This window comes from Variovorax boronicumulans NBRC 103145, from assembly GCF_001591345.1.
In the GTDB taxonomy this organism is placed as follows: Bacteria; Pseudomonadota; Gammaproteobacteria; order Burkholderiales; family Burkholderiaceae_C; genus Variovorax; species Variovorax boronicumulans.
On sequence record NZ_BCUS01000041.1, the window covers coordinates 14,072 to 37,730 of the forward strand.

Below are 23,659 nucleotides of genomic sequence, written 5' to 3' on the forward strand. Positions count from 1 at the left end.
TCCTTGGTTGTCGCGGGAAAAAAATGGGGGGCGTGTCAGTGGTCGATGCCGGGCGCGCCGAAGCGCCACTTCATTCGCTCGAAGTCCAGCCGCGCGCCCTCTTCGGTGCTCAGGTGGCGCACCGCGTGGCGCGCGCAGAACTCGCGGAACTGGTCGAACTGCAGCACCAGCTCCACGGCCAGCTCGGGGTCGCCGATGGCGAACTCGAACTCCACGAAGCGCGTGCCGCGCGTGCCGGTCACGCGCACGAAGCACGGCTGGCCGGTCATCTGTGCGGCGCTGCCGCTGCGGGGGTCGGGCTGCATCGAGGGCATCACTTGTTCAATCCATCAACAGGTGGACGGCACCAGCGCCGCCCGGCCTGATAAGGGCAACGGGCGTGCCAGCGTGGCTAAGTGATTGATTTGCATGGGCCCGCTGCGCCTGCGGGCCCGAAGCACCGGGAAGTCCCGGATGCTGGTTTGATCATTTGCTGCGGTGCAGCTTGATCAAATGGTGAAAACCGGAAAACGCCGGCCGGCGTCCGCTCAGGACGTCGGCAGGCCTTCTTTCTTCAGCCGGTAGGCCAGCTGCGGGCGCGTGATGCCCAGCAACCGCGCGGCCTGCGACAGGTTGCCCTTGGCGCGCTGCATCGCGGTCTGCATGAGGCGCTGCTCGAGCGAGGCGATGTCGATGTTCTGTTCGAGCACGCGCTGGCACAGCGCGTCGAGTTCGCTCGCGTCGGCGCCCGAAGCCGAGGCGCCCGTGGCGACCTTGCCGCTGGCGTCGAGCTGGTTGTCGGGCGGCGCGCCCGGCGGCTGCATCCACAGGTGGCAGGCCTCGATGTCGCCGTGGTCGGGCGCCAGCAGCACGGCGCGCTCGATCACGTTCTCGAGCTCGCGGATGTTGCCGGGCCAGGCGTGCTTGTGCACGTCGAGCGCGGCCTTGTCGGTGAGGCCGCGCAGCTTCTTGCCGTACAGCGCGCTGTACTTCTCGACGAAGCGCGCCACCAGCGCCGGGATGTCGGCGGTGCGCTCGCGCAGCGGCGGAATCTGGATCGGGAAGGTGTTGAGCCGGTAGAACAGGTCGGTGCGGAACTTGCCGGCCTGCATGGCCTGCTGCAGGTTGACGTTGGTGGCGGCCACGATGCGCACGTCGACCTTGGTCGGCTGCTCGGCGCCCAGGCGCTCGACCTCGCCGGTCTGCAGCACGCGCAGCAGCTTGACCTGCGCGGCCAGCGGCAGGTCGCCCACCTCGTCCAGGAACAGGGTGCCGCCGTGGGCGCGCTCGAAGCGCCCGGCGCGCGCGTGGTGGGCGCCGGTGTAGGCGCCCTTTTCCACGCCGAACAGCTCGGCCTCGATCAGGTCGGCCGGGATCGCCGCGCAGTTGACGGCAATGAAGGGCTGCTTGCCGCGCGGCCCGTTGTCGTGCAGCCAGCGAGCGAACACTTCCTTGCCGACGCCGGTCTCACCGAGCAGCAGCACGGTGATGGCACTGTCGACCGCGCTGCGCATGAGCTCGAAGGCGGCACGGAAACCCGGCGACACGCCGACCAGCTTCTGGTCGTACTCGCGGCGCGGCTGCAGGCGGCGCAGGTGCTGCAGGCCGAGGTTGAAGTCGATGAGCTTCTCGGCCACGTGGTGCTGGCGGAAGTACTCGAGGTAGTGCTCGTCGTTCCACGCCTCGGCGGCCTGGCCGACGATACGGCAGCGGCTATCGCCCATGCTGGTGCATTCGACTTCCTTGAACACCACGAGCCTCCCCATGAAGGCGGTGGTGTAGCCCGAGGCGTAGCCGATCTGCGACCAGCACTGCGGGTCTTCCCCGTAGCCGAAGTCGGCCACGTGGGCTTCGCATTCCCAGGAGTTCTCCCAGAGGAATTCGCCGTAGAAATGCTTGGTGGCCACGTCGAGGTCGACCTGCACCTTCTGCACCGAGACGATGCCCTCGATGGAATGCAGGCGCGGCCCGAGCATGAAGGCGTCTTCGGCCCGCATGCCGGCAAGGCGCTCGCGCACGGCCACCTCGCCGTCGCGCAGGCCGGAAGCAAAACCCATGCGCACCAGCAGGCCGCGCGCGCGCTCGATGCCCAGCGAGTCGAGCAGTTCGCGGCGCAGTTCGGCGAAGGCCCGGGCATGCATGAGCAGCATGCGCTGCTCGTCCAGCCAGATGTGGCCCGAGCCGGCGCTGAAGCGCAGGAGAGAAAGAAGTTCTCCCACCATGTCCCCTTTACTTGTCTGGAATCCGTTCCTCCTACATTCTCCTGCAAGGACGGACGACAAGGCTGCTCAATCAACAGGCAACGTGGTGCGAAGCCGCGCCAATGCTCGCTCTGCGGGGCCGCCTCCTCAAGCAACCCACAGAGTTATGCACAGAAAGAACGAACAACTGTCATCAAGTTGACTTGGCCGCGACGTAGCCCTTGAACTGCTCGCGCAGCTTGGTCTTCAGCAGCTTGCCGGTGGCTGTATGCGGCAGGCTGTCGACGAAAGCCACGTCGTCGGGCAGCCACCACTTGGCCACGCGCTGCGAAAGAAAAGTGAGCAGTTCCTCGCCCGTGACCTCTGCGCCTGCACGCTTCACGACGATCAGCAGGGGCCGCTCCTGCCACTTCGGATGCGCGATGCCGATCACCGCCGCCTCGGCCACGGCCGGGTGCGCGCTGGCCGCGTTCTCCAGGTCGATCGACGAGATCCACTCGCCGCCCGACTTGATGACGTCCTTGGCGCGGTCGACCAGCTGCACATAACCGTCGGCGTCGATGTTGGCCACGTCGCCGGTCGGAAAGAAGCCCTCGGCGTCGAGCACGTCGCCGCCTTCGCTGCGGAAGTAACCGCTCGCAATCCACGGGCCGCGCACATGCAGGTGGCCGAAGGCCACGCCGTCGTGCGGCAGGCGCTGGCCGTTCTCGTCGACGATCTTGAGCTCCACGCCCCACACGCCGCGGCCCTGGCGCATCTTGACCGTGGTCTGCTCCTCTTTCGGGAGCGCGAGGTGCTTGGGCAGCAGGTTGCCGATCACGCCGATGGGGCTGGTCTCGGTCATGCCCCAGCCTTGCACGAAGTCGGCGCCGAAGTCGCGCTCGAAGCGCTCGATCATGGCGCGCGGCGTGGCGGCGCCGCCCACGCCGATGCGCTTGAGGCCAATGGCGCGGGTGTCGATCTCGGGGTGGGCGTCGAAGTACTGGAACAGCATGAGCCACACGGTGGGCACCGCCTGCGAGAAGCTCACCTTCTCGTCGCGCATGAGTTCGTACAGGCTCTGGCCATCCAGGTGCGGGCCGGGCATGACGAGCTTGGCGCCCACCATCGGCGCCGAGTACGGCATGCCCCAGGCGTTGGCGTGGAACATGGGCACGGCCAGCAGCAGCGTCATCTGCGAGCACACGCCGAAGGTGTCGGGCGCGCATTCCATCAGCGAATGCAGCACGGTGGAGCGGTGCGAATACAGCACGCCCTTGGGATTGCCCGTGGTGCCTGACGTGTAGCACAGCGACGAGGCGGTGCGCTCGTCGAACTCGGGCCAGGTGTAGTCCTCGCTCTGCGCGCCGATGAGCTCGTCGTAGCACAGCAGGTTGGGCACGTCGATGGCCGGCATGTGGGCGCGGTCGGTCATGGCGACGAAGGCGCGCACGCTCTTGAGCTTGGAGGCGAGCTTCTCGACCAGCGGCGCGAAGCTGGTGTCGAAGAACAGCACCTTGTCCTCGGCGTGGTTGACGATGTAGTCGATCTGCTCTGGAAAGAGCCGCGGGTTCACCGTGTGCAGCACCGCGCCCGAGCCCGACACGCCGTAGTACAGCGCCAGGTGCCGGTAGGTGTTCCACGCCAGCGTGCCCACGCGGTCGCCGGGCGCCACGCCCAGCGCCTTCATCGCGTTGGCCACCTGCTTGGAGCGCCGCTGCACTTCGCGGTAATTGGTGCGGTGCACCGGGCCTTCGACGGTGCGACCGACGATCTCGACGTGGGGGTGGAAGGTGGCCGCGTGGTCGATCAGCGACGAGATCAGCAGCGGGCGGTCCTGCATCAGTCCGAACATGGTGTGTGTCTCCTGTGGTTCTTTTGAGCGTGCGTCTGCGAAGGCTACTTCACGGCAATCGAATCGCCCATGGGCTCGAACTCCTTGCCGTTGAACTGCACCAGCTGCAGCGTGTTGAACGGGAAGTAGTCGGTGGCCGAGGTGTTCAGCGCAATGCCCGGCAGCAGCATGCCGGTGCGCATGTTCTTGAGCGTGGTGGCCTGCTTGAGCACGTTCTCGCGCGTGAGGTTGTCGCCCGAGGCCTTGAGCACCGTCTCCATCGCCTGCGCCACGCCGTAGCCGTACACGCCGGCGGCGTTGTTCACGTCTTCGTTGGGGGCGTACTTCTTCATGAAGGCCAGGAACTCCTGCGTGGCCGGGTCGTTGGCCCAGCGCGGCTGCGCGGCGTCCTTGAAGAAGGCCATGGCCATGATGCCCTTCGACTTCTCCAGGCCCGCGGGCTCCAGCGTCATCTTCACGTAGGCCGACACGTAGGTGAGGTACTGCTGCTTGGGCTTCCAGCCGATGTCCCACGCTTTGCGGATGGCCTGCGCGGCGAAGCGCGCGGTGGCGAAGTTGACGAACACGTCGGCACCCGACGACTGCAGCTTGATGATCTGCGAGTCGACCGTCGGGTCGGCCACCTCGAACGAGGCCTCGGCCACCACCATCGAGGCCTTGTCGCCCAGGCCCTTCTTCAGGCCCTTGAGCAAGTCCTTGCCGAAGTCGTCGTTCTGGTAGAGCACGGCGATCTTCGCGTTGGGCATCGTCTTCAGGATGTTCTTCGCGTAGAGGCTGCCCTCACCCTCGTAGCTGGGCATGTAGGGCGTGGTCCAGGGGTAGGCCTTGGGGTCGTTGAAGCGGTCGGCGCCCACGCCCAGGAACAGGTGCGGCACCTTCTTGGCGTTCATGTAGCGCTGGATCGCGGCATTGGAGGCCGAGCCCAGGTTGCCGTACACGGCGAGCACTTCGTCCTGCTCGACCAGCTTGCGCACCACCTCGGTGGTGCGCGGCGGCGTGTACTGGTCGTCGTAGCTGATGAGCGTCACCTTGCGGCCGTTGATGCCGCCCTTGTCGTTCACCATCTTGAAGTACGCCTCGTTGACCTTGCCGACGATGCCGTACGACGACACCGGGCCGCTGTAGGGCATGGCCATGCCGAGCTTGATCTCGGTGTCGGAGGCGCCGGTGTCGTACTTCTTCTGCGCGAGGGCCGCGCCGGCGGTGAACAGGAGGGCCGCGCCGCCCAGGGCGGCGGCCAGTCGAACGATGGAGGTCATGGAAGCTTCAGTGGAAAACAAAAAGGGGAAATGAATGGCGGGCCGACAGCGCGGCCCGCGTGACGTCGATCAATCGCCCAGCACCTTGCCGAACGGCTCGTAGCGCGTGCCGTTGAAGCGCACCAGCTGCATGCGCTCGATCGGGTAGAAGTCCGTCGGCGAGGTCTTCACCTCGATGCCCGGGTAGAGCATGGGCGGGCTGTACTGCAGGTTGGCCGCCACCTTCATGATGTTGGCGCGCGTGAGGTCGTCGCCCGCCTTGCGCAGCACCTGCTCCAGCGTCTGCGCCGACGAGTAGCCCAGCACGTTGAGCGAATCGCTCAGGTCGCCCGAGGGGTAGTACTTGCTGAACCAGGTCTTGTAGTCCTCGTACTCCTTGGAACCCTTCCACATGTCGTCGGCCGGGTCGCGCAGGTAGGTGGCCGAGATCACGCCCACCGCGTTCTCGGGGCCCGCCGGCTTGATCACCGCCGACACCGACACCGACACGCTCGACAGGTACTGCGTGGGCTTCCAGCCGATGTCGGCCGCCTTGCGGATCGCCTGCGCCGCGAACTTGGGCGTGGTGATGCTGAAGAAGGTGTCGGCGCCCGAGGCCTTCAGGTTGACCATCTGGCTGTCGATGGTCGGGTCGGTCACCTCGTAGGTCGACTGCGCCACGATCATCGTCTTGGCCTTGTCGCCCAGTGCCTCGAGAAAGCCCTTCAGAAAGTCCTTGCCAAAGTCGTCGTTCTGCATGAGCACGGCGATCTTCGCGTTGGGCTTGGTCGAGAGGATGTGCTGCGCGTAGATCTTGCCTTCGGTCTGGTACGTGGGCTGCCAACCCATGGTCCAGGGGAAGGCCTTCGGGTCGCCGAAGCGCGTGGCGCCCGTGGCCACGAACAGCTGCGGCACCTTCTTGGCGTTCATGTAGCGCTGGATGGCCAGGTTGTGCGCCGTGCCCAGCGGGCCGAAGAGCACCAGCACTTCATCTTGTTCCACCAACTTGCGCGCCTGCTCCACCGTTTTCGATGGGTTGTAGGCATCGTCCAGCGAGATGAACGTGACCTTGCGGCCGTTGATGCCGCCCTCGGCATTCACCTTGGCGAAGTAGCCCGCCGCCGCCTTGCCGATGGTGCCGTAGGCCGACACCGGGCCCGAGTACGGGACGATGTGGCCGATCTTGATCTCGGTGTCGCTCGCGCCCGGGTCGTAGCGCTTCTGGGCCTGCGCCGTGAAAGCGGTGGCGAGGCCGAGCGTGGCGGCCAGGCTTGCGCCCAGCAGGCGGCGGCGCGTGCCGGGGCGGGCGGAAATGAGGGAACGTGTCATGGTGTTGTCTCCGTCGTTCTCGTGAAAAAGAAGCTGCGGCCGCGGGCCTCTTGCCGGCCTCGCATCGGTCTCTTGCGGACCTCGTGCGGCGTTCGGGCTGGATGGTAGGCAGCGCCTCCTGCGCGTCACATCGTCGGAACGGACGATTGAGAGCGGCTGAGGGTTGCCCCTAGCATGAGCCTCGACACGGAGACACACCCACCGCCGCGCAACGCGGCGCGCACCGAAGGCAAGCACCGCATGGACCTCACGCTCAATCCCCGCTACGAAGCCTTTCGCGACGAGCTGCGCGCGTTCCTGGCCACGCACGGTCACCGCTCGGCCTTCGCGCGCACCGCCGAGCGCCCCGACGCCGACGCCCTCGCCTGGCAGCGCCTGCTGCTGGACCACGGCTACGCGGGCCGCACGGTGCCGCGTGAGTACGGGGGCCACGGCGCGGCGCCCGACGTCATGGAGTCGCACCTCATCACCGAGGAGTTCGCGCGCGCCGGCGTGGCACCGCCGCTGGGCAACCAGGGCATCTCGATGCTGGTGCCCACCCTGCTCGAGCTGGGCAGCGAGGCGCAGCGGCGCGAATGGATCGGCCCCACCCTGCGCGGCGAGGTGGTCTGGTGCCAGGGCTACTCCGAGCCCGGCGCGGGCTCCGACCTCGCCTCTCTGCAGACGCGCGCCACCGAAGACGGCGGCGACTTCGTCATCAACGGCCAGAAGATCTGGACCTCGACCGCGCACGTGGCCGACATGATCTTCTGCCTCGTGCGCACCGAGCCCGGCGCCGCGAAGCACGCGGGCATCAGCTACCTGCTGTTCTCCATGAAGACGCCCGGCATCGAGGTGCGCCCGCTGAAGACCATGACGGGCCACGCCGAGTTCAACGAGGTCTTCTTCACCGACGTGCGCGTGCCGCAGCACCAGATCGTGGGCCAGCGCGGCGACGGCTGGAAGGTGGCCAACGCCACGCTCAAGCACGAGCGCGGCTCGCTGGGCAACCCCAACCTCACGACCCAGCGCTACCAGGAGCTCGCCACGCTGATGCAGGCCGAGACCGTCGACGGCTCGCGCCTCATCGACCAGCCCGTGCTGCGCGACCGCCTGATGCGGCTGCAGGGCCAGGTGCTGGCGCAGAAGTGCCACGGCCTGCGGCTGCTCACGGCCGCGGCCAGGGGTGAAGACCCGGGCCTGGCCGCGCTGGTCGTGAAGCTGCAGGGCTGCGAGCTGCGCCACCAGCTGGCCGCACTCGCCATCGACGCGCTGGGCGAGCTGGGCCTCCTGATGCCCGGCAGCGCGCACCTGCGCGCACAGGCGCTCTGGCAGGAACGCTACATGTTCGACCTGGGTTTGATCATCGGCGGCGGCACCGCGCAGATCCAGAAGAACATCATTGCGGAACGCGGGCTGGACATGCCGCGCGAACCGCGTCTCGCCTGATCGCCATCGGAAGAAAACACGCCATGGAATTCGCCCTCTCCGCCGACCAGAAGCTGCTGCAAGACAGCCTGCGCCGCGCGCTCGAACGCGCCTGCCCGCTCGACCGTGTGCGCCGCGTCGCAGCCGACGACCTGCCGCTGGACCGCGAGGTCTGGCGCACGCTGTGCGAGGTCGGCGTGCCGGCTCTGCTCGTACCCGAGGCCTTCGGCGGGCTCGGCCTGTCGCTGCTCGACGCCGCGCTGGCCGCAGAAGAACTGGGCCGCCATGTCGCGCCCTCGCCCTTCCTCGGCACCGCCGTGCTCGCACCGCTCGCGCTGCGCGAGGCCGGCAGCACGGCGCAGCAGGATGAATGGCTGCCGCGCCTGGCGGCAGGCGAATGCATCGCCGGCGTGGCCATCGCCGAAGCCGTGGCCGGTGCGCGCGATGGCGCGGGCGTGACGGCCAATGCCAACGGCACGCTCGACGGCAGCGCGCTCTTCGTGCTCGATGCGGGCGCGGCCGATGTGTTCATCGTGGCCGACCGCGCGGGCGGCCTGCACCTCGTGCGCGCCGATGCACAGGGCCTCACACGCGGTGCGCTGCGCAGCATCGACGCCACGCGCCCGCTCGGTGAGTTGCACTTCGCACAGGTGAGGGCAGAACGACTTCCCAACAGCGGCCCCGCCACGCTCGCGCGCCTGCGCAGCGCGGGCTGGGCCCTGCTCGCCGCCGACACGCTCGGTGCGGGCGAAGCCATGATCGGCCAGGCCGTGGCCTACGCCAAGGAGCGCCGCCAGTTCGGCCGCGTGATCGGCTCCTTCCAGGCCGTGAAGCACCTGTGCGCCGAGATGGCCGCCGCGCTGGAACCCGGCCGCGCGCTCGTCTGGTACGCGGCGCATGCCTTCGACGCATTGCCCGAAGAAGCCGCGCTGCTCGCCGCGCACGCCAAGTCGCACCTGAGCGAAACCGGCACCTTCGTCGCCCGTACCGCCACCGAGGTGCATGGCGGCATGGGCATCACCGACCTGCTGGGCCTGCACTACTGGTTCAAGCGCATCGGCTTCAACCGCCAGCTGCTCGGCGGGCCGGAGCGCGTGCGTCACCTCGCCGCCGAAATGCAGGGCCTTGTCGCCGCATGACCTCCCAACCCATGACCACCACATCACCCGCCCCCCGCATGCTCGAAGGCCTGCGCATCGTCGACCTCACCACGGTGATCTTCGGCCCCTACTGCACGCAGATCCTCGCGGACCTCGGCGCCGAGGTGGTCAAGGTCGAGCCGCCCGAGGGCGACAGCATCCGCATCATCGGCACGCCGCCCGTCACGCCGCTGATGAGCCCCGTGCACCTGCGGCTGAACCGCGGCAAGCGCTCGGTCGACTGGGACCTGAAGAGCGAGGACGGCCGCGCCGCGATGCGTCGCCTCATCGAGACCAGCGACATCTTCATCCACAACGTGCGCAGCGACGCCATCGCGCGCGCGGGCCTGTCGTACGACGAGGTGCGTGCCATCCGCCCCGACATCGTCTACGTGCACTGCACCGGCTTCGACCAGCGCGGGCCGTATGCCGCGCTGCAGGCCTACGACGACATCATCCAGGCGGCTTCGGGCATCGCCTCGCTGCCGCCCAAGGTCGACGGCAACCCGCAGCCGCGCTACGTGCCGATGACCATGGCCGACAAGGTCTCGGGCCTGCACGCGGCCTACGCCGTGCTCGCCGCCGTGGTGCACCGGCTGCGCACCGGCGAAGGCCAGCAGGTGGAGGTGCCGATGTTCGAGTCGCTCGCCAGCTTCAACCTCGTGGAGCACCTGTGCGACAAGACCTTCGTGCCGCCCACCGGCCCCGCGCTGTACCCGCGCCAGATCGACCCCATGCGCCAGCCCATGCGCACGCGCGACGGCTACATCGCCATTGCGCCCTACCTGGACGACCGCTGGCTGCGCTTCTTCGAGGCCACCGGCCACCCCGAGGTGCTCGAGGCGCCCGAGCTGGCCGACAAGGCGCTGCGCCGCAAGCACATGAGCCGCATGTACGAGGCCGCCGCCGCGATCCTGCCCGAGCGCACCACGGCCGAATGGCTCGACATCTTGAAGAAGGCCAACGTGCCCGCGATGCGCGTGAACGACATCGCCGACCTGCCCGACGACCCGCAGCTGCAGGCCGCCGGCCTTTTCCGACAGCGCACGCATCCGACCGAAGGCGCGTATCTTGAGGTGCGCCCGCCGGTGCGCTTCTCGGGCTATGCCTATGCCGACCTGTCGCACGCCGCGACGCCCGGCCAGCACAGCGCCGAAGTGGCACGCGAGCTGGGCGTGACCCTCATGAACGAACGAAAGAACGCCGCATGACCATGACTGTCTACGACGCCGTCGCAAGCCGCCGCTCGGTGCGCGAGTTTCTCGACCGCCCCGTGCCCGCCGACACGATCCGCCGCGTGCTGCAGGCCGCGCTGCGCGCGCCCTCGGGCGGCAACCTGCAACCGTGGCACCTGCATGTGGTGGGCGGCGAGCGGCTGGACGAACTCAAAGCCCTCATGCGCACCCGCGTGCAGGAAACGCCCGGCGGAGAAGGCAGCGAGTACGACATCTACCCGCGTGAGCTGGTCGCGCCCTACCGCGACCGCCGCTTTGCCGTGGGCGAGGCGATGTACGCGCGCCTGGGCATTCCGCGCGAGGACAAGGCCGCGCGTTTGAAATGGTTTGCGCGCAACTTCCAGTTCTTCGGCGCGCCGCTCGCGCTCTTCTGCACGGTGGATCGCCGCATGGGCCCGCCGCAGTGGTCCGACCTGGGAATGATGTTGCAGAACGTGATGCTGCTGCTGCGCGCCGAAGGCCTGGACAGCTGCCCGCAGGAATGCTGGGCCATCTACCCGCAGACCATCGGCCGCTTCATCGACCTGCCGCCCGAACGCATGCTCTTCACCGGCATGGCCATCGGTTATGCCGACCGCGACAGGCCCCTCGACGCCCTCGAGACCGAGCGCGCACCGCTCGCCGACGTCGCCGAATTCATCGGCATCTAGGAAAGCAGTTGCACATGGACGATTGGGAAAGCGCCTGGGCGCCGATGGTGGCGCGCGTGGGCGAAGACTTCGCGAACGGCGTGATCCGCTGGGGCGTCGACGTGATCGAGGCCGGCGCGGTGCGCCGCTATGTCGAGGTGCTGGAGTTCGACTGCCCGCTGCACCACGGGCCGGATGCAGTGGCGCCATCGACCAGCCTCGCCAGCCTCACGCTGCCGCCCATGTGGGCCCCGGGCCAGCCGCCCGTGTTCACCAGCGAGGCGCGCAACGCCGAGCCCGAACGCAGCCCGCTCAAGGGCACGCGCCCCGAGGGCATGCCGCCCACCACCGCCTACATGGCGACCGACTACGAAGTCGACTACCTGCAGCCCGCGCGCCTGGGCGACCGGCTGGGAAGGCGCGGCAACCGGCTCGTGCGCTGCGAATCCAAAGCAACCAAGGTTGGAAAAGGCGCCTTCACGACGTGGGAGTACGACATCGTGAATCAGCGCGAAGAGGTGGTGGCCCGCTGCCGCTTCGGCATGTACCACTACCTGCCGCACTAGAGAACAGACGCCCGACGCCATGCGGCCTCCCGCACTGGCGCACCGCCACCCGTGCACAGGGCACTGGGTGCTTCCCGCAGCGAAATCAAGGAGGAGGCCGCAGGCCGGGGGACATTCGCGGAGGGAAGTACCCGGTGGCCTGTGCACGCGCCCTGAACAAAGAAAGCAACAAGATGAACTGGCAAGAACAACGCCACTGGAACGAAGTCAACGAGGGCGACACCCTGGCCCCCGTGCCCTTCCCCCTCACCGTCTACCGCCTCGTGATGGCCGCCGGCGCCAACCGCGACTTCAACGCCATCCACCACAACACCGAGCACGCCCAATCGACCGGCGCGCCGGAGATGTACGCCAACGTGATGCTGCTGCAGGGCATGTGGGAGCGCGCGATTCGCGAGTACATCGGCACGGCCGGCGTGCTGCATGCCATCCGCGGCTTTCGCATGAAGTCGTTCAACACCGCGGGCGACACCGTCACCGTGCGCGGCCAGGTCGAGCGCAAGTGGATCGACGACAGCGCCGACGCCGCGCACCGCCATCGCCTCGACCTGCGCCTGTGGAGCGAGAACCGCCACGGCGTATCGGTCGGCCCCGGCCTGGCCGTCGTGAGCCTGCCGCCCTGACATCGCACCCAGACAGAAAAACCATCGGAGACAAGACAGACATGTACAGCAGATTCACCCGCCGCCACGCCCTCGCGCTGGCCGCCGCCCTGGCCACGAGCAGCGCCTTCGCGCAGCAGCCAACCTGGCCCGACAAACCCATCCGCATGATCGTCCCCTACGCCGCGGGCGGCGGCACCGACGTGTTCGCGCGCATCGTCGCCGAGGGCCTGGGCAAGCGGCTCGGCCAGAGCGTCATCGTCGACAACCGCCCCGGCGGCAACGGACAGATCGGCATCACCGCCGTGCAGCGCGCACCGGTCGACGGCTACACCGTGCTGTTCTCGCTCACCTCCATCATCCAGAACCCGCTGCTGTACCCCAACGCCGGCTTCGACCCGTTCAAGGACTTCGTGCCCGTGTCGGAAGCGGGCCGCCTGCCCATCGTCTTCACCGTGAGCAACAAGCTCGGCGTCGACACCCTCGACGGCTTCGTCAAGCTCGCGCGCGCCGCGCCCGGCAAATATTCGTACGGCTCCTACGGCAACGGATCGAGCGCCCACCTGTACGCCGAGGTGCTGCAGGACGCCGCGGGCATCCAGCTGCTGCACGTGCCCTACAAGGGCGAGGCGCCGGCCATCACCGACCTGCTCGGCGGCACCGTCGACGCCGTGTTCGTCTCGGCCAAGGGCGTGGGCCCGCACGTCGCGGCCGGCAAGGCGAAGTCGATCGCCGTGGTCGGCACCGCACGCGCCCCGCTCGCGGCCGGCGTTCCCACCTTCAAGGAACAGGGCTTCGCCGGCATGGAGTCGGTCGGCTGGTTCGGCATCTACCTGCCCGCCGGCACGCCGCAGCCCATCGCGCAGCGCCTGTCGACCGAAGTGGCCCAGGTGGTGCAAAGCCCCGAGCAGGCCGCGCGCATCGAGGGCCTGGGCGTGATCCCGGTCGGCAGCACACCCGCGCAGCTCACCGCCACCATGCGCGCGGACCATGCGCGGTGGAAGCAGGTGATCCAGGCCAAGAACATCAAGCTCGATTGAGACCGCACGCCATGACACCTCTTTCCTCCACGCTCGGCATTGCGCTGGCTGCCTTGCTCGCCCTGCCCGCCGCCGCGCAACAGCCACCGGCCGACTACCCCTCGCAGCCCGTCACGCTCGTCGTGCCCTTCCCCGCCGGCGGCATCACCGACAACATCGCGCGGCTGGTCGCGCAGGAACTCGGCACCGCCTGGGGCAAGCCCGTCGTCGTCGACAACCGCGTGGGCGCCAGCGGCACCATCGGCGCCGCCGCCGTCGCGCGCGCCCCGAAAGACGGCCACACCGCCCTCTTCACCATCACCACGCACGTGCAGATGCCCGCGCTGCAGCGCAAGCTCTCGTACGACGCGGTGAAAGACTTCGCGGCCGTGTCGCAGATCGGCATCTCGACCTCGGCCCTGGTCGTGACGCCCGACGTGCCCGCCAAGACGCTGGCCGAACTCGTCACGCTGCTCAAGGCCGAGCCCGGCAAGTACTCGTACGGCTCGACCGGCGTGGCGACCACCTCGCACATCTACGGCGAGCTGTTCAAGAAAGAAGCTGGCGTCGACATGCCGCACGTGCCCTACAAGGGCGCCGCGCCCATGGTGACCGACCTGCTCGGCGGCCACATCCGCGTGGCCGTGCTCGACACCGGCACCGCCCTGCCCTACCTGCAAAGCGGCAAGCTGCGCGCGCTGGCGGCGCTGGGCACGCAGCGCTCGGCCACGCTGCCGCAGGTGCCGACCTTCCAGCAGGCGGGTTACGCGGGCTTCGAGCCCTATGCGTGGATTGCGCTGTTCCTGCCGGCCGGCACGCCGCAGCCGCGCGTGGACAAGATGTCGAAGGCCGTGGCCGCCATCATCGCCAAGCCCGAGGTGCAAAAGAAGATGCGCGACATGAACATCGAACCCGTGGGCAGCACGGCCGCCGAGTTCGCCGTGGTGCTGCGCCAGGACGCCGACACCTGGAAGCGCGTGATCGACAAGACCGGCATCCGCCTGGAGGACTGACCGATGACGCCCCCTCCCCTTCTTCGCGGCGCCCTCGAAGGCGTCAAGGTGCTCGACCTGTCGTCCGTGGTGCTCGGCCCGCTGGCCAGCCAGATGCTGGCCGACATGGGCGCCGACGTCATCAAGGTCGAGGCGCCGCAGGGCGACCTGGCCCGCTCGGTCGGGCCCGCGCGCCACAAGGGCATGTCGTCGCTGTACCTGTCGTGCAACCGGAACAAGCGCAGCCTCGTGCTCGACCTGAAGCAACCCGCCGCGCGCGAGGTGCTCGACACGCTGGTGCGCGGCAGCGACGTGCTCGTGCACTCGGTGCGCACCGACGCAGCGGCGCGCATCGGCATCGACGCGGCGCGGCTGCTGGAACTCAACCCGCGGCTGGTGAGCGCGCACGTCAAGGGCTTCTCGGACGAGGGGCCGTATGCGGGCCTGCCGGCCTTCGACGACATCATCCAGGCCGCCTCGGGCCTGGCGCAGCTGCAATCGATCTACACCGGCGAGCCGCGCTACATGCCCGCGCTCGTGGCCGACAAGACCACCGCGCTGTACGCGGCGTATGCCATCGTCACCGCGCTCTTCCACCGCGAGCGCAGCGGGCAGGGGCAGGCCGTCGACGTGCCGATGTTCGAGACCATGACCGCCTTCAACATGGTGGAGCACCTGTGGGGCCACACCGTCCAGCCGCCCATCGACGACATGGTGTACGGCTCGATCCGCTCCGGCGTGCGCAAGCCCTTTCGCACGGCCGACGGCTACATCGCGCTGGTGCCCTACACCGACGCGCAGTGGCTGCGCTTCTTCGAAGTGGTGGGCCGGCCCGAGCTGCGCGAAGACGAACGCTTTGCCACGCTGGCCGCGCGCGTGCGCAACCACACGGTGGTGTTCGGCGAACTCGAGCGCGCCACCGGCGCGCGCACCACGGCCGAATGGGTGGCGGCGTTCCGCCAGGCCGACATTCCGGCGATGCCGATCCAGACGCTGCAGCAGCTGCCCGACGATCCGCAGCTGAAGGCCAGCGGCCTGTGGCACGACGCCGAGCACCCGACCGAAGGCACGCTGCGTTTTCCCGGCGTGCCGTTCACGCTCTCGGCCACGCCGGGCGGCGTGCAGCGGCTCGCGCCGTCGCTGGGGGAGCACACGGACGAAGTGCTGGGGGAGTTCGGGTTCGAACGCGCGGCGGTCGATGCGCTGGTGACCGCCGGCGTGGTGGCGCGGGCCTGAGGTCTATTCGAGTTTCAGGTTCATGTCCTTGATCAGCCGCGACCACAGCAGGTTCTCGCGCCGCACCGCCGCCATCAACTCACCCGGTCCTTCACCCGAAGGCTCCAGCCCCAGCCCGATCATGCGTTCCTGCAGATCGGGCTGCGCCACGGCCAAGCGCACCGCGCCGGCCAGCTTGTCGATCGCCGGTTGCGGCGTGCCGGTGGGCGCGAAGAAGCCCCAGAAGCCGCCGTGCTCGTAGCCCTTGAAGCCCTGCTCGGTGAAGGTGGGGATCTGCGGCGCGAGCGGCATGCGGCGCGTGCCGAACACGCCCAGCAGTTTCGCGCGGCCCGACTTCGCGTGCGGCAGCGCCTCGCCCATGGTGACGAAGCCGCCCTGCACCTGGCCGCCGAGGATGTCGATCATCAGCGGCGCGCCGCCCTTGTAGGGCACGTGCGTCATCTGCAGGCCCTCGTCGCGCATGAGCTTCTCGCCGTAGAGGTGGCCCGACGAGCCCTGCCCCGCCGAGCCGAAGCTCAGCTTGCCGGGCTGCGCCTTGGCCATGGCGACGAACTCGCGCATGCTCTTCGCGGGCACGCCCTCGCCCACCGCGAACACGAGCAGGCCGTAGTTCGACAGCGACACGGGCGCGAAGTCCTTGAACACGTCGTAGCCGGGCTTGGCCATCAGCAGCGGCGCGAGCACGAAGGAGTTGACGGCGAACAGCAGCGTGTGGCCGTCGGCCGGCGCCTTGGCCACGAAGGACGCGGCAATGGCGCCGTTGGCACCCGGCTTGGGGTCGATGAGCACCGGCTGGCCCAGCGGCTTGGCGATGCGCTCGCCGATGGTGCGCGCGATGCCGTCGACCAGCCCGCCGGCCGCCGACGACACGATCACCTTGATCGGCTGGGTCGGGTAGGCATCGGCCGCCTGCGCCTTCGGCAAGGCACCGAGCGCGGGGGCGAGAAGTCCGCTCGCGCCCCATTGCGCGAATCGACGTCGTTGCAGCATGGAAGAAGTCTCCTGTTGGTTTTCTTGACGATGAAAGTCGTTCAGCCCGCCGCGCCCCACACGACCAGCGCATCGAGCGCCTCGACCGTGCGGCCGTCCACCCGCAGCGGGTTGACTTCGAGCGAGACCAGTTCGGGCCCGAGCGCGAGCGCCGCGTTGCCGATGGCGGCCACGGCTTCGGCGATGGCGTCGCGGTCGGCCGCGGGTGCGCCGCGCCAGCCGTCGAGCAGGCGCGCGCCGCGCAGCTCGGCCAGCATGTCCTTCACCTCGGCGGGCGTCACGGGCAGCAGGCGCAGGCTGGTGTCGCGCAGCGCCTCGACCCAGATGCCGCCGAGGCCCACGGCCAGCGCCGGACCCCACTGCGGATCGCGCACGGTGCCCACGAACAGCTCGAGCCCGCCTTGCCGCATCGGCGCGACGAGGATGCCGTCGATCTCGGCCTCGGGCCGCGCGGCGCGCACGCGCGCGTCCATCGCCTGCCAGGCCGCGCGCACCGCGTCGGCACCCTGCAGGTTGAGTGCCACGCCGCCGACCTCGGTCTTGTGCGCGATCTGCGCCGAGGCGATCTTCAGCACGACCGGGCCGCCGAGTTCTTCTGCGAAGCGCGCGGCCTCGTCGGCGCTGCGCGACAGCCGCACGGGCACCACTGGCACGCCTCGCTGCGAGAGCCAGTCGAGCGTCTCGCGCTCCGAACGCAAGGGCTGCGTGGGTGGCGTGGCCGGCACCGCAGCAGCGACACCTTGCGCACCTTGACGCCGGCGCAGCGTTTCCGACCAGCGGCGCACCGCACCCGCCGCGCTCATCGCATGGTGAATGCCGCAGGCGACGTGGCGGATGCCGGTCTCGGCGATGAGCTCGCGCGACCGCTCGCTCACCTGCATCACGTAGTGGCTGCAGACGATGGCCGGCACCGGGCTGGCCGACAGCCCGCGCGACACCTGTGCCAGCACGGCGCGGTTCAGCGGTGTGTCGTTGGCCGGTGCGTTGGGCACGTCGGCCACGACGATGGCGGCGCCCAGCGCGGGGTCGCGCACCAGCGCTTCGAGCGCGTTGCCGAACAGCTCGGGCTGCAGCATGGCGGCGCCAGTCACGTCCAGCGGGTTCTGCGGCGTGCCGTAGCCCGGCAGCACCTCGCGCAGCGCGGCCTCGGTGGCGGGCGCGAGCGGCGTGAGCACCAGGCCTTCTTCCTCGGCGCGCTCGGCAAAGATCTCGCACATGCCGCCCGACATCGACACCGCCGCCAGCCCACCGGCCGCGAAGGGCCCGGTCATGCTGGCGAAGGCGGCGGTGAACACCAGGTCTTCGATGGAACGCACGCGCATCAGGCCCAGGCGCTGGCACATGGCGTCGAACACGCGGTCATCGCCCACCAGCGAGCCGGTGTGGGCCTGCGCGGCCTGCGCCGTGATCTCGCTGCTGCCCATCTTCAGCACCACGATGGGCTTGGCCACGGCCAGCGCGCGCTCGGCCGCGGCGGCAAAGCGCTGCGGGTCGCGCACGGTCTCGGCGAACACGGCGATGGAACGCGTGTGCTCGTCGTCCACCAGATAGTCGATGACCTCGGCGATGTCGATGTCCGACTCGTTGCCGGTCGACACCATGCGGCTCAGGCCGATGCCGTGCACCTGCGCCATGAACGACAGCTGCCCCGCCAGCGCGCCGCTTTGCGACACGATGCCCAGCGTGCCCGCCGGCAGCGGCTCGCGCAGCGAGGCGGTCCACACGGCCGAGCGATCGACGAAGTTGACGAAGCCCAGGCAGTTCGGCCCGAGGATGCGCAGGCCGCGCGATCGCGCCTTGGCCGTGAGCTGGCGCTGGCGCTCGCGGCCTTCCTCGCCGGCCTCGGCGAAGCCCGAGCTCAGCAGCACGGCGTTGCCGACGCCCGCGCGCTGCAGGTCGGCCAGCGCGTCGTCGAGCGCGTCGGCCGGCACCATGAGCAACGCCGTGTCGACCGGCTCGCCGATGGCCTCGGCCGAGGTGGCCGCCGCCATGCCATGAAAGCTGCCGCCGCGCCGGTTCACCGGGTAGAGCTGGCCCGCGTAGCCCAGCGTGCGCAGGCTGGCGAGCGCCGCGTTGGACCACACCGAGCGCTCGGTGGCGCCGACGAAGGCGATGGCCTTGGGGTGGAGGAAGCAGTGAAGAGAAGAAGAGGAAGAAGAGGAAGTCATGGCAGGAAGAAAGGTCGGGTTCAGTCGTCGAGCTTGATGCGCAGGTCGCTCACGAAGCGCTTCTCGTCGGCGTAGGTCTTGTGCGCCCAGGCCGTGTAGGCGGGGCTGTCCATGTAGAACCGGACGTAGTCGTTGAGGTCGAGCGTGCGCAGGAACTCGGGGTCGTCCACCGCCTTGCGGAAAGCCTCCTGCAGCGCCTGCACCACCTTCGGGTCCATGCCGCGCGGGCCGGCGATGCCCCACGAGCCGTTGGCCACCACGTCGTAGCCCAGTTCCTTCACGGTCGGCACGTTCAGCCGCGTGGGCGAGCGCGCCTCGTTGAAGGTGGCCAGCAGGCGCACGCGCCCGCCCGCCACGGCGGCGCCGAAGCCGGCCTCGGAGACCGCGTCCACATGGCCGCCCATGAGCGCGTTGTACAGCTCGGCCGCGCCCTTGAAGGGAATGAAGTTGAACTTCACGCCGGCCAGCGCGGCCAGCCGCTCCATCGACACGTGCGAGGTGCCGCCGCGCCCCGTGGTGCCGTACGACACCTCGCCCGGCTTGGCCTTGGCCGCGGCCAGCAGCGCGTTCAGGTCTTTCCACGGCGCGTCCTGGCGCACCGTGATGCCCAGCGTGGCGGCCGTCACGTTGGCCACGTAGGTGAAGTCGGTGGCCGGGTCGTAGCTCACCTTCTGCAGGTGCGGCAGCCGGTAGAGCGAACTCAGCATGAGCGAGAGCGTGTAGCCGTCGGGCGCGGCCTTGCGCGCCATGGTGGTCGGCGCCAACGTGGCGGCCACGCCGGGCTGGTTGAGGATCACGATCTGCTGCTTCAGCTCGCGCGAGGCCGCCAGCGCCAGTGCGCGCGCCTGCACGTCGGTGGCGCCGCCCGCGGGGTAGGGCACCAGCAGCGTGATCGGCTGCTTGCCGAACAGGCCCTGGGCGCGCGCCAGGAAGGGCAGCGCGGTGCCCGCGGCGGCGAGCGCCGCGCCGTGGATCAGGCGGCGGCGCGCCGGGTCGGTCGGGAAGGAATGCATGGCTTGTCTCCGGTCGGTCGAACAGTCGAATCGTTCGTTCTTCGGCGATGGTCGCGCGCAGCCCTTGGCCGGTCACCGTCGCTTCGGACGACTTTGGCCGCTGCAGCGCTTCCGATCCCGTCGCTTCCGACGATGCCGGCGCGGCGCGTCCCTTCCATACTCGGCGCACAACAACGAACCGACCGACGGAGACCGCAGTCCATGGACCTCACCCAGCCCCTGCACAAGGCCCTGCAGGAACGCCCCGGCGCCACCGCCCTCGTGTGCGGCGAGCGCCGCAGCACCTTCGCCCAGTTCGTCGACCGCGTGGCGCGGCTCGCGGCCGTGCTGCAGTCGCTGGGCCTGCAACCCGGCGACCGCGTGGGCCTGCTGGCGCTGAACTCCGACCGCTACGTGGAGTACCTCTACGCCACCTGGTGGGCGGGCGGCGTGATCAACCCCGTCAACATCCGCTGGAGCGCGCGCGAGGTCGCGTACTCGCTGGACGACTGCGACACGCGCATCCTGCTGTCCGACGCGCACTTCGGCGCCGTGGCGCAGCAGCAGCGCGAACTCTCGCGCTCGCTGAAGACGCTGGTGCACTTCGGCGACGGCCCCGCGCCCGACGGCATGGCCGACGCCGAGGCGCTCATGGCGCAGGCGCAACCCGTGCCCGACGCGCGGCGCGGCGGCGCCGACCTGGCCGCCGTGATGTACACCGGCGGCACCACCGGCCTGCCCAAGGGCGTGATGCTCACGCACGGCAACCTCTACACCGGCCAGCTCTCGGCCAACATAGCCGCCACGCGCCCCGCCGAGGCCGTGGGCCTGAACATGGCGCCCATGTTCCATGTGGGCGGCACCGGCCTCACGCTGCAGCTGATGATGCGGCTGTGCACGCAGGTCATCATTCCGGCCTTCGACGAAGTGAAGGTGCTCGAGGCCATCCTGAACGAGCGCGCCAGCGAGACCTTCATGGTGCCCACCATGCTCAAGCGGCTCATCGAGCACCCGCGCTTCGGCGAGTTCGACACCACGCCGCTGCAGCTGGTGCTGTACGGCGCCGCGCCCATCGACGACGCGCTGCTGCTGCAGGCCATCGACAAGCTGCCGCGCGCGGGCTTCTGCCAGCTCTACGGCATGACCGAGCTGTCGCCCGTGGTCACCGTGCTGCCCACGTGGTGCCACCACCCCGACCAGCCGGCCGCGCGCCGCCGCTCGGCCGGGCGGCCCGTGCCCATCGCCGAAGTGCGCATCGTCGACGCCGAGGGCCGGCCCGTGCCGAACGGCACCGTCGGCGAGATCGCCGCGCGCGGGCCGATGGTGATGGCCGGCTACTGGAACAAGCCCGAGCAGACCGCCGAAGTGCTGCGCGATGGCTGGATGCACACCGGCGACGGCGGCGTGATGGACGCCGACGGTTTCGTCTACGTGGTCGACCGGCTCAAGGACATGATCGTGAGCGGCGGCGAGAACATCTACTCGGCCGAGGTCGAGAACGCCATCACGCAGCTGCCGCAGGTCTCGATGTGCGCCGTGGTCGGCGTGCCCGACGACCAGTGGGGCGAGCGCGTGCATGCCGTGGTCGTGCTGCGCGCCGGCGAGGCCCTGAGCGCCGAGGCGCTGGTGGCGCACTGCAAGACGCTGATCGCAGGCTACAAGTGCCCGCGCAGCGTGGAGTTTCGCGAAGAGATTCCGCTGTCGCCGGCGGGGAAGATGCTCAAGTACAAGCTGCGCGAGCCGCACTGGGAAGGGCGCGCGCGCAAGGTGGGGTGACGCGCCGGCGGGTGTGTCTGGGTGTGTACGGGTGTGTTTCACCTGCTTGGGGTATGGTGGCGGGCCGCCACCTGCACCCACTGCGACATGCACCGCCGCCTCCTCGCTCTCGCCCTGCCCTGCTTTCTGCTCCTTGGCCTGTCGCCCGCCTTTGCGAACGGCAGCCTGCAGTGCGACGGCCGGCCGTATGCGGTCGAGATCCAGTTCAGCCTCTCGACCGGCCAGCTGACCGAGCTGATCGTGGCGAACACCGCCTCCGATGCCGGCGAGACCGAACGTTTCAGCCTGCAGCAGCGCTTCGTCGACCATCGCCGCCAGTTCATGCGCGCGCGCGGCACCGGCCTGGACCGCCCGCAGGTGGCCGTGGCGCTGCGCGTGGCCGGCGCGACGGGCACGCTCAGCTACCGCGGCACGCAGTACGAGCTGCGCTGCAACTGGACCGCGCTGGGCTGATCCACCCTGTCGTGCGTTCACGCTTCGCATGCCGCAAGACCGCACCCTTCTCTATGCCGGACGCGGGTTCGAGGTGGCGCATGTGCGCCTGCACGCGCCGCAGGGGCCGGCGTGGAGCGACCTGTACACCGTGGCCTCGCCGCGCGTCGTCTTCCCCATCGGTCGCACGCGGCTCGACGTGCGCTCGGGCGACCACACCTGGCTGACCGACGCGCTCACCGCCATCCGCTTCGGCGACGCCACCGCCTACCGGCTGCGGCCCGAGACCGCGACCGTGCGGCACAGCCTCGTGGTCAGCGGCCAGGCGTCGGTGAGCCCGGCCCACGGTGAAAGCGCGGCGGGCGTGAGCGTCTGCCTGCTGACGCCGCAGGCGCTGTACCGCATGCACGCAGCACGGCGCCAGCTGCCGGACACCGACAGCGCACAGGCCGCGACCGTGGTGGCCGCGCTCGTCGCCGAGCTGGGCAGCGCGCCGCACCAGGCGCCCTGGCACGGCGCTGTCGCGCGTGCGCGGCAACTGCTGCTGTCCGAAGGCAGCGGCCCGGGCGCGCGGCCTGCTCTCTCGCTGGACGAACTGGCCGAGGCCGTATCGCGCTCGCCCTTTCACCTGGCGCGTCGCTTTCGCCAGCAGACCGGCCTGAGCCTGCACCAGTACCGCCAGCACCTGCGGCTGGCGGCGGCGATGGAGCGGCTGGCCGACGGCGAGCGCGACCTTGCGGGCCTGGCGCACGACCTGGGCTACTGCAGCCAGAGCCACCTGGGCGCCGTGTTCCGGCGTGGCGTGGGCGTCACGCTCGGCGAGGCCCGCCGCGTGCTCGGGCCGGCCGGCGCAGCAGGCGCACGAATCTGATAGCTTTCGCGCCGGCCGGGCCACAGACTGGCCCGATGACGACATCGCCTCGCACCCTCTGGACCGGCGCGCTCGCCGCGCTGGCCGCCGCCCTCATCGGCAGCGCCTGGCAGCTGCTGTCGCGCCACGGCGTGACCGCCACCGCGCTCGGGCCGATGGACCTCGCGCTGCTGCGCTACGGCATTCCCGCGCTGCTGCTCAGCCCGCTGTGGCTGCGCGGCAGGCTCGTGCCGCCGGGCGCGTCGCGCGGCGCGCTCGTGCTGCTCGTCGTCGGCAGCGGCCTGCCCTTCGGCCTGCTGGTGCTGGCCGGCGCGCAGTGGGCGCCCGCCAGCCACATGGGCATCTTCATGGCCGGCAGCCTGCCGCTCTTCACCGCGCTGGGCGCGTGGGTCTACCGGGGCGAACGCGTGCACGGCCTGCGCCTGCTCGGGCTGGCCGCCATCGCCGTCGGCATGGCCGTGTTCGCGGCGGGCAGCTTCGGCGAGGGCCTGCGCCAGCAGCACTGGCGCGGCGACCTGCTCTTTCTGCTGGCGGCCTTGCTGTGGACCGTCTACTCCCTGGCCTTCGGCCGCTGCGGCATGAGCGCCTGGCAGGGCGCGGCCTTCGTCAACGGTGCGTCGACCCTGCTGCTGTTGCCGCTGCTGTGGCTCGCCGGCCCGCCGCGCCTGTTCGCCGCGCCGTGGACCGACATCGCAATGCAGGCCGCAGGGCAAGGCGTGGTCGCCGGCCTGCTGGGGCTGGTGGTCTACGGCGTGGCGATCACGCGGCTGGGCGCCGCACGCGCCGCGCTGTCGTCCGCGCTCGTGCCCGTGCTGACCACCCTCGGCGCGGCCTGGTGGATGAACGAGCCCGTCACGCGCCCCGCGCTGCTGGCGCTGTCGTTCGTGGTGCCCGGTGTGGTGCTCGCGAGCGGCGCGCTGCGGTGGCGGGTGCCCGCGCAACGCGACAGCGAGCGGCAGGCCCCGGGGCAGAATGCGGCGGCGTCCTTGCCCACTTCCGAAAGCACTCGCCCATGAAGAAAAAG

The 23,659-nt window shown here is 69.8% G+C and carries 21 protein-coding genes; 13 read left to right on the forward strand and 8 right to left on the reverse strand.

Translation table 11 applies throughout. The features are described from left to right. Positions 1-35: 35 nt before the first annotated feature. From VBO01S_RS14025 to VBO01S_RS14045, 5 genes are all read right to left on the reverse strand, one after another. The gene (locus VBO01S_RS14025) at positions 36-305 is read right to left on the reverse strand and encodes a phenol hydroxylase subunit (protein ID WP_174250303.1); all 270 of its coding nucleotides are present in this window, start codon (positions 303-305) and stop codon (positions 36-38) included. A 222-nt stretch (positions 306-527) separates the two neighbouring features. Beyond that, positions 528-2,201, reverse strand: coding sequence for a sigma-54-dependent Fis family transcriptional regulator (locus tag VBO01S_RS14030; protein WP_062475161.1), 1,674 nt, complete (start codon positions 2,199-2,201; stop codon positions 528-530). 172 nt (positions 2,202-2,373) lie between these two features. Next, entirely contained in the window at positions 2,374-4,014 is a 1,641-nt protein-coding gene (locus VBO01S_RS14035; RefSeq protein WP_062475163.1) for a 3-(methylthio)propionyl-CoA ligase, read from the reverse strand. 44 nt (positions 4,015-4,058) lie between these two features. Beyond that, positions 4,059-5,273, reverse strand: a complete 1,215-nt coding sequence (locus VBO01S_RS14040) for an ABC transporter substrate-binding protein (protein ID WP_062475166.1) — start codon at positions 5,271-5,273, stop codon at positions 4,059-4,061. A 69-nt stretch (positions 5,274-5,342) separates the two neighbouring features. Next, a complete protein-coding gene (locus VBO01S_RS14045) occupies positions 5,343-6,581 on the reverse strand; it encodes an ABC transporter substrate-binding protein (RefSeq protein WP_062475169.1) in 1,239 nt (412 codons plus the stop codon). Between the two features lie 174 nt (positions 6,582-6,755). Here VBO01S_RS14045 and VBO01S_RS14050 point away from each other — a divergent pair, with 174 nt between their 5' ends. The 9 genes from VBO01S_RS14050 to VBO01S_RS14090 all read left to right on the forward strand — a co-directional run bounded on the left by VBO01S_RS14050 (position 6,756) and on the right by VBO01S_RS14090 (position 15,406). Continuing rightward, on the forward strand, positions 6,756-8,009 hold the full coding sequence (locus VBO01S_RS14050) for an acyl-CoA dehydrogenase family protein (protein WP_218005399.1): 1,254 nt from the start codon (positions 6,756-6,758) through the stop codon (positions 8,007-8,009). 23 nt (positions 8,010-8,032) lie between these two features. After that, positions 8,033-9,127, forward strand: coding sequence for an acyl-CoA dehydrogenase family protein (locus tag VBO01S_RS14055; protein ID WP_062475171.1), 1,095 nt, complete (start codon positions 8,033-8,035; stop codon positions 9,125-9,127). Between the two features lie 11 nt (positions 9,128-9,138). Beyond that, positions 9,139-10,338, forward strand: coding sequence for a CaiB/BaiF CoA transferase family protein (locus VBO01S_RS14060; protein ID WP_062475172.1), 1,200 nt, complete (start codon positions 9,139-9,141; stop codon positions 10,336-10,338). Between the two features lie 2 nt (positions 10,339-10,340). Beyond that, positions 10,341-11,012, forward strand: coding sequence for a nitroreductase (locus VBO01S_RS14065; protein WP_062475246.1), 672 nt, complete (start codon positions 10,341-10,343; stop codon positions 11,010-11,012). 14 nt (positions 11,013-11,026) lie between these two features. Further along, a complete protein-coding gene (locus tag VBO01S_RS14070) occupies positions 11,027-11,557 on the forward strand; it encodes a hotdog family protein (RefSeq protein WP_062475174.1) in 531 nt (176 codons plus the stop codon). A gap of 173 nt (positions 11,558-11,730) precedes the next feature. After that, positions 11,731-12,180: a hotdog family protein gene (locus VBO01S_RS14075; protein WP_062475176.1), complete on the forward strand. Its 450-nt coding sequence runs from the start codon at positions 11,731-11,733 to the stop codon at positions 12,178-12,180. A gap of 41 nt (positions 12,181-12,221) precedes the next feature. Beyond that, entirely contained in the window at positions 12,222-13,199 is a 978-nt protein-coding gene (locus VBO01S_RS14080; RefSeq protein ID WP_062475178.1) for a Bug family tripartite tricarboxylate transporter substrate binding protein, read from the forward strand. 11 nt (positions 13,200-13,210) lie between these two features. After that, entirely contained in the window at positions 13,211-14,191 is a 981-nt protein-coding gene (locus tag VBO01S_RS14085) for a Bug family tripartite tricarboxylate transporter substrate binding protein (protein ID WP_062475180.1), read from the forward strand. Positions 14,192-14,194: 3 nt separating this feature from the next. Further along, a complete protein-coding gene (locus VBO01S_RS14090; protein ID WP_062475183.1) occupies positions 14,195-15,406 on the forward strand; it encodes a CaiB/BaiF CoA transferase family protein in 1,212 nt (403 codons plus the stop codon). Positions 15,407-15,409: 3 nt separating this feature from the next. Here the strand turns inward: VBO01S_RS14090 and VBO01S_RS14095 are convergent, their stop codons facing one another. Genes VBO01S_RS14095 through VBO01S_RS14105 form a run of 3 tightly spaced genes read right to left on the reverse strand, consistent with a single transcriptional unit; the run spans position 15,410 to position 19,577 of the window. Beyond that, positions 15,410-16,396, reverse strand: coding sequence for a Bug family tripartite tricarboxylate transporter substrate binding protein (locus VBO01S_RS14095; protein WP_082818129.1), 987 nt, complete (start codon positions 16,394-16,396; stop codon positions 15,410-15,412). 41 nt (positions 16,397-16,437) lie between these two features. Beyond that, positions 16,438-18,564, reverse strand: coding sequence for an acetate--CoA ligase family protein (locus VBO01S_RS14100; protein ID WP_062475189.1), 2,127 nt, complete (start codon positions 18,562-18,564; stop codon positions 16,438-16,440). Between the two features lie 20 nt (positions 18,565-18,584). Further along, the gene (locus VBO01S_RS14105) at positions 18,585-19,577 is read right to left on the reverse strand and encodes a tripartite tricarboxylate transporter substrate binding protein (RefSeq protein ID WP_062475192.1); all 993 of its coding nucleotides are present in this window, start codon (positions 19,575-19,577) and stop codon (positions 18,585-18,587) included. A gap of 201 nt (positions 19,578-19,778) precedes the next feature. On the opposite strand from VBO01S_RS14105, the gene VBO01S_RS14110 reads away from it, so the two are divergent. From VBO01S_RS14110 to VBO01S_RS14125, 4 genes are all read left to right on the forward strand, one after another. Beyond that, positions 19,779-21,332 carry a long-chain-fatty-acid--CoA ligase gene (locus tag VBO01S_RS14110; RefSeq protein WP_062475195.1) on the forward strand — a complete coding sequence of 518 codons (1,554 nt, stop codon included), beginning with the start codon at positions 19,779-19,781 and terminating at the stop codon, positions 21,330-21,332. A gap of 87 nt (positions 21,333-21,419) precedes the next feature. Beyond that, positions 21,420-21,785, forward strand: a complete 366-nt coding sequence (locus tag VBO01S_RS14115) for a hypothetical protein (RefSeq protein ID WP_062475198.1) — start codon at positions 21,420-21,422, stop codon at positions 21,783-21,785. A gap of 28 nt (positions 21,786-21,813) precedes the next feature. Beyond that, positions 21,814-22,635, forward strand: coding sequence for a helix-turn-helix transcriptional regulator (locus tag VBO01S_RS14120; RefSeq protein WP_062475201.1), 822 nt, complete (start codon positions 21,814-21,816; stop codon positions 22,633-22,635). A 35-nt stretch (positions 22,636-22,670) separates the two neighbouring features. Continuing rightward, positions 22,671-23,651 carry a DMT family transporter gene (locus VBO01S_RS14125; protein WP_082818130.1) on the forward strand — a complete coding sequence of 327 codons (981 nt, stop codon included), beginning with the start codon at positions 22,671-22,673 and terminating at the stop codon, positions 23,649-23,651. The last annotated feature ends 8 nt before the right edge of the window (positions 23,652-23,659 follow it).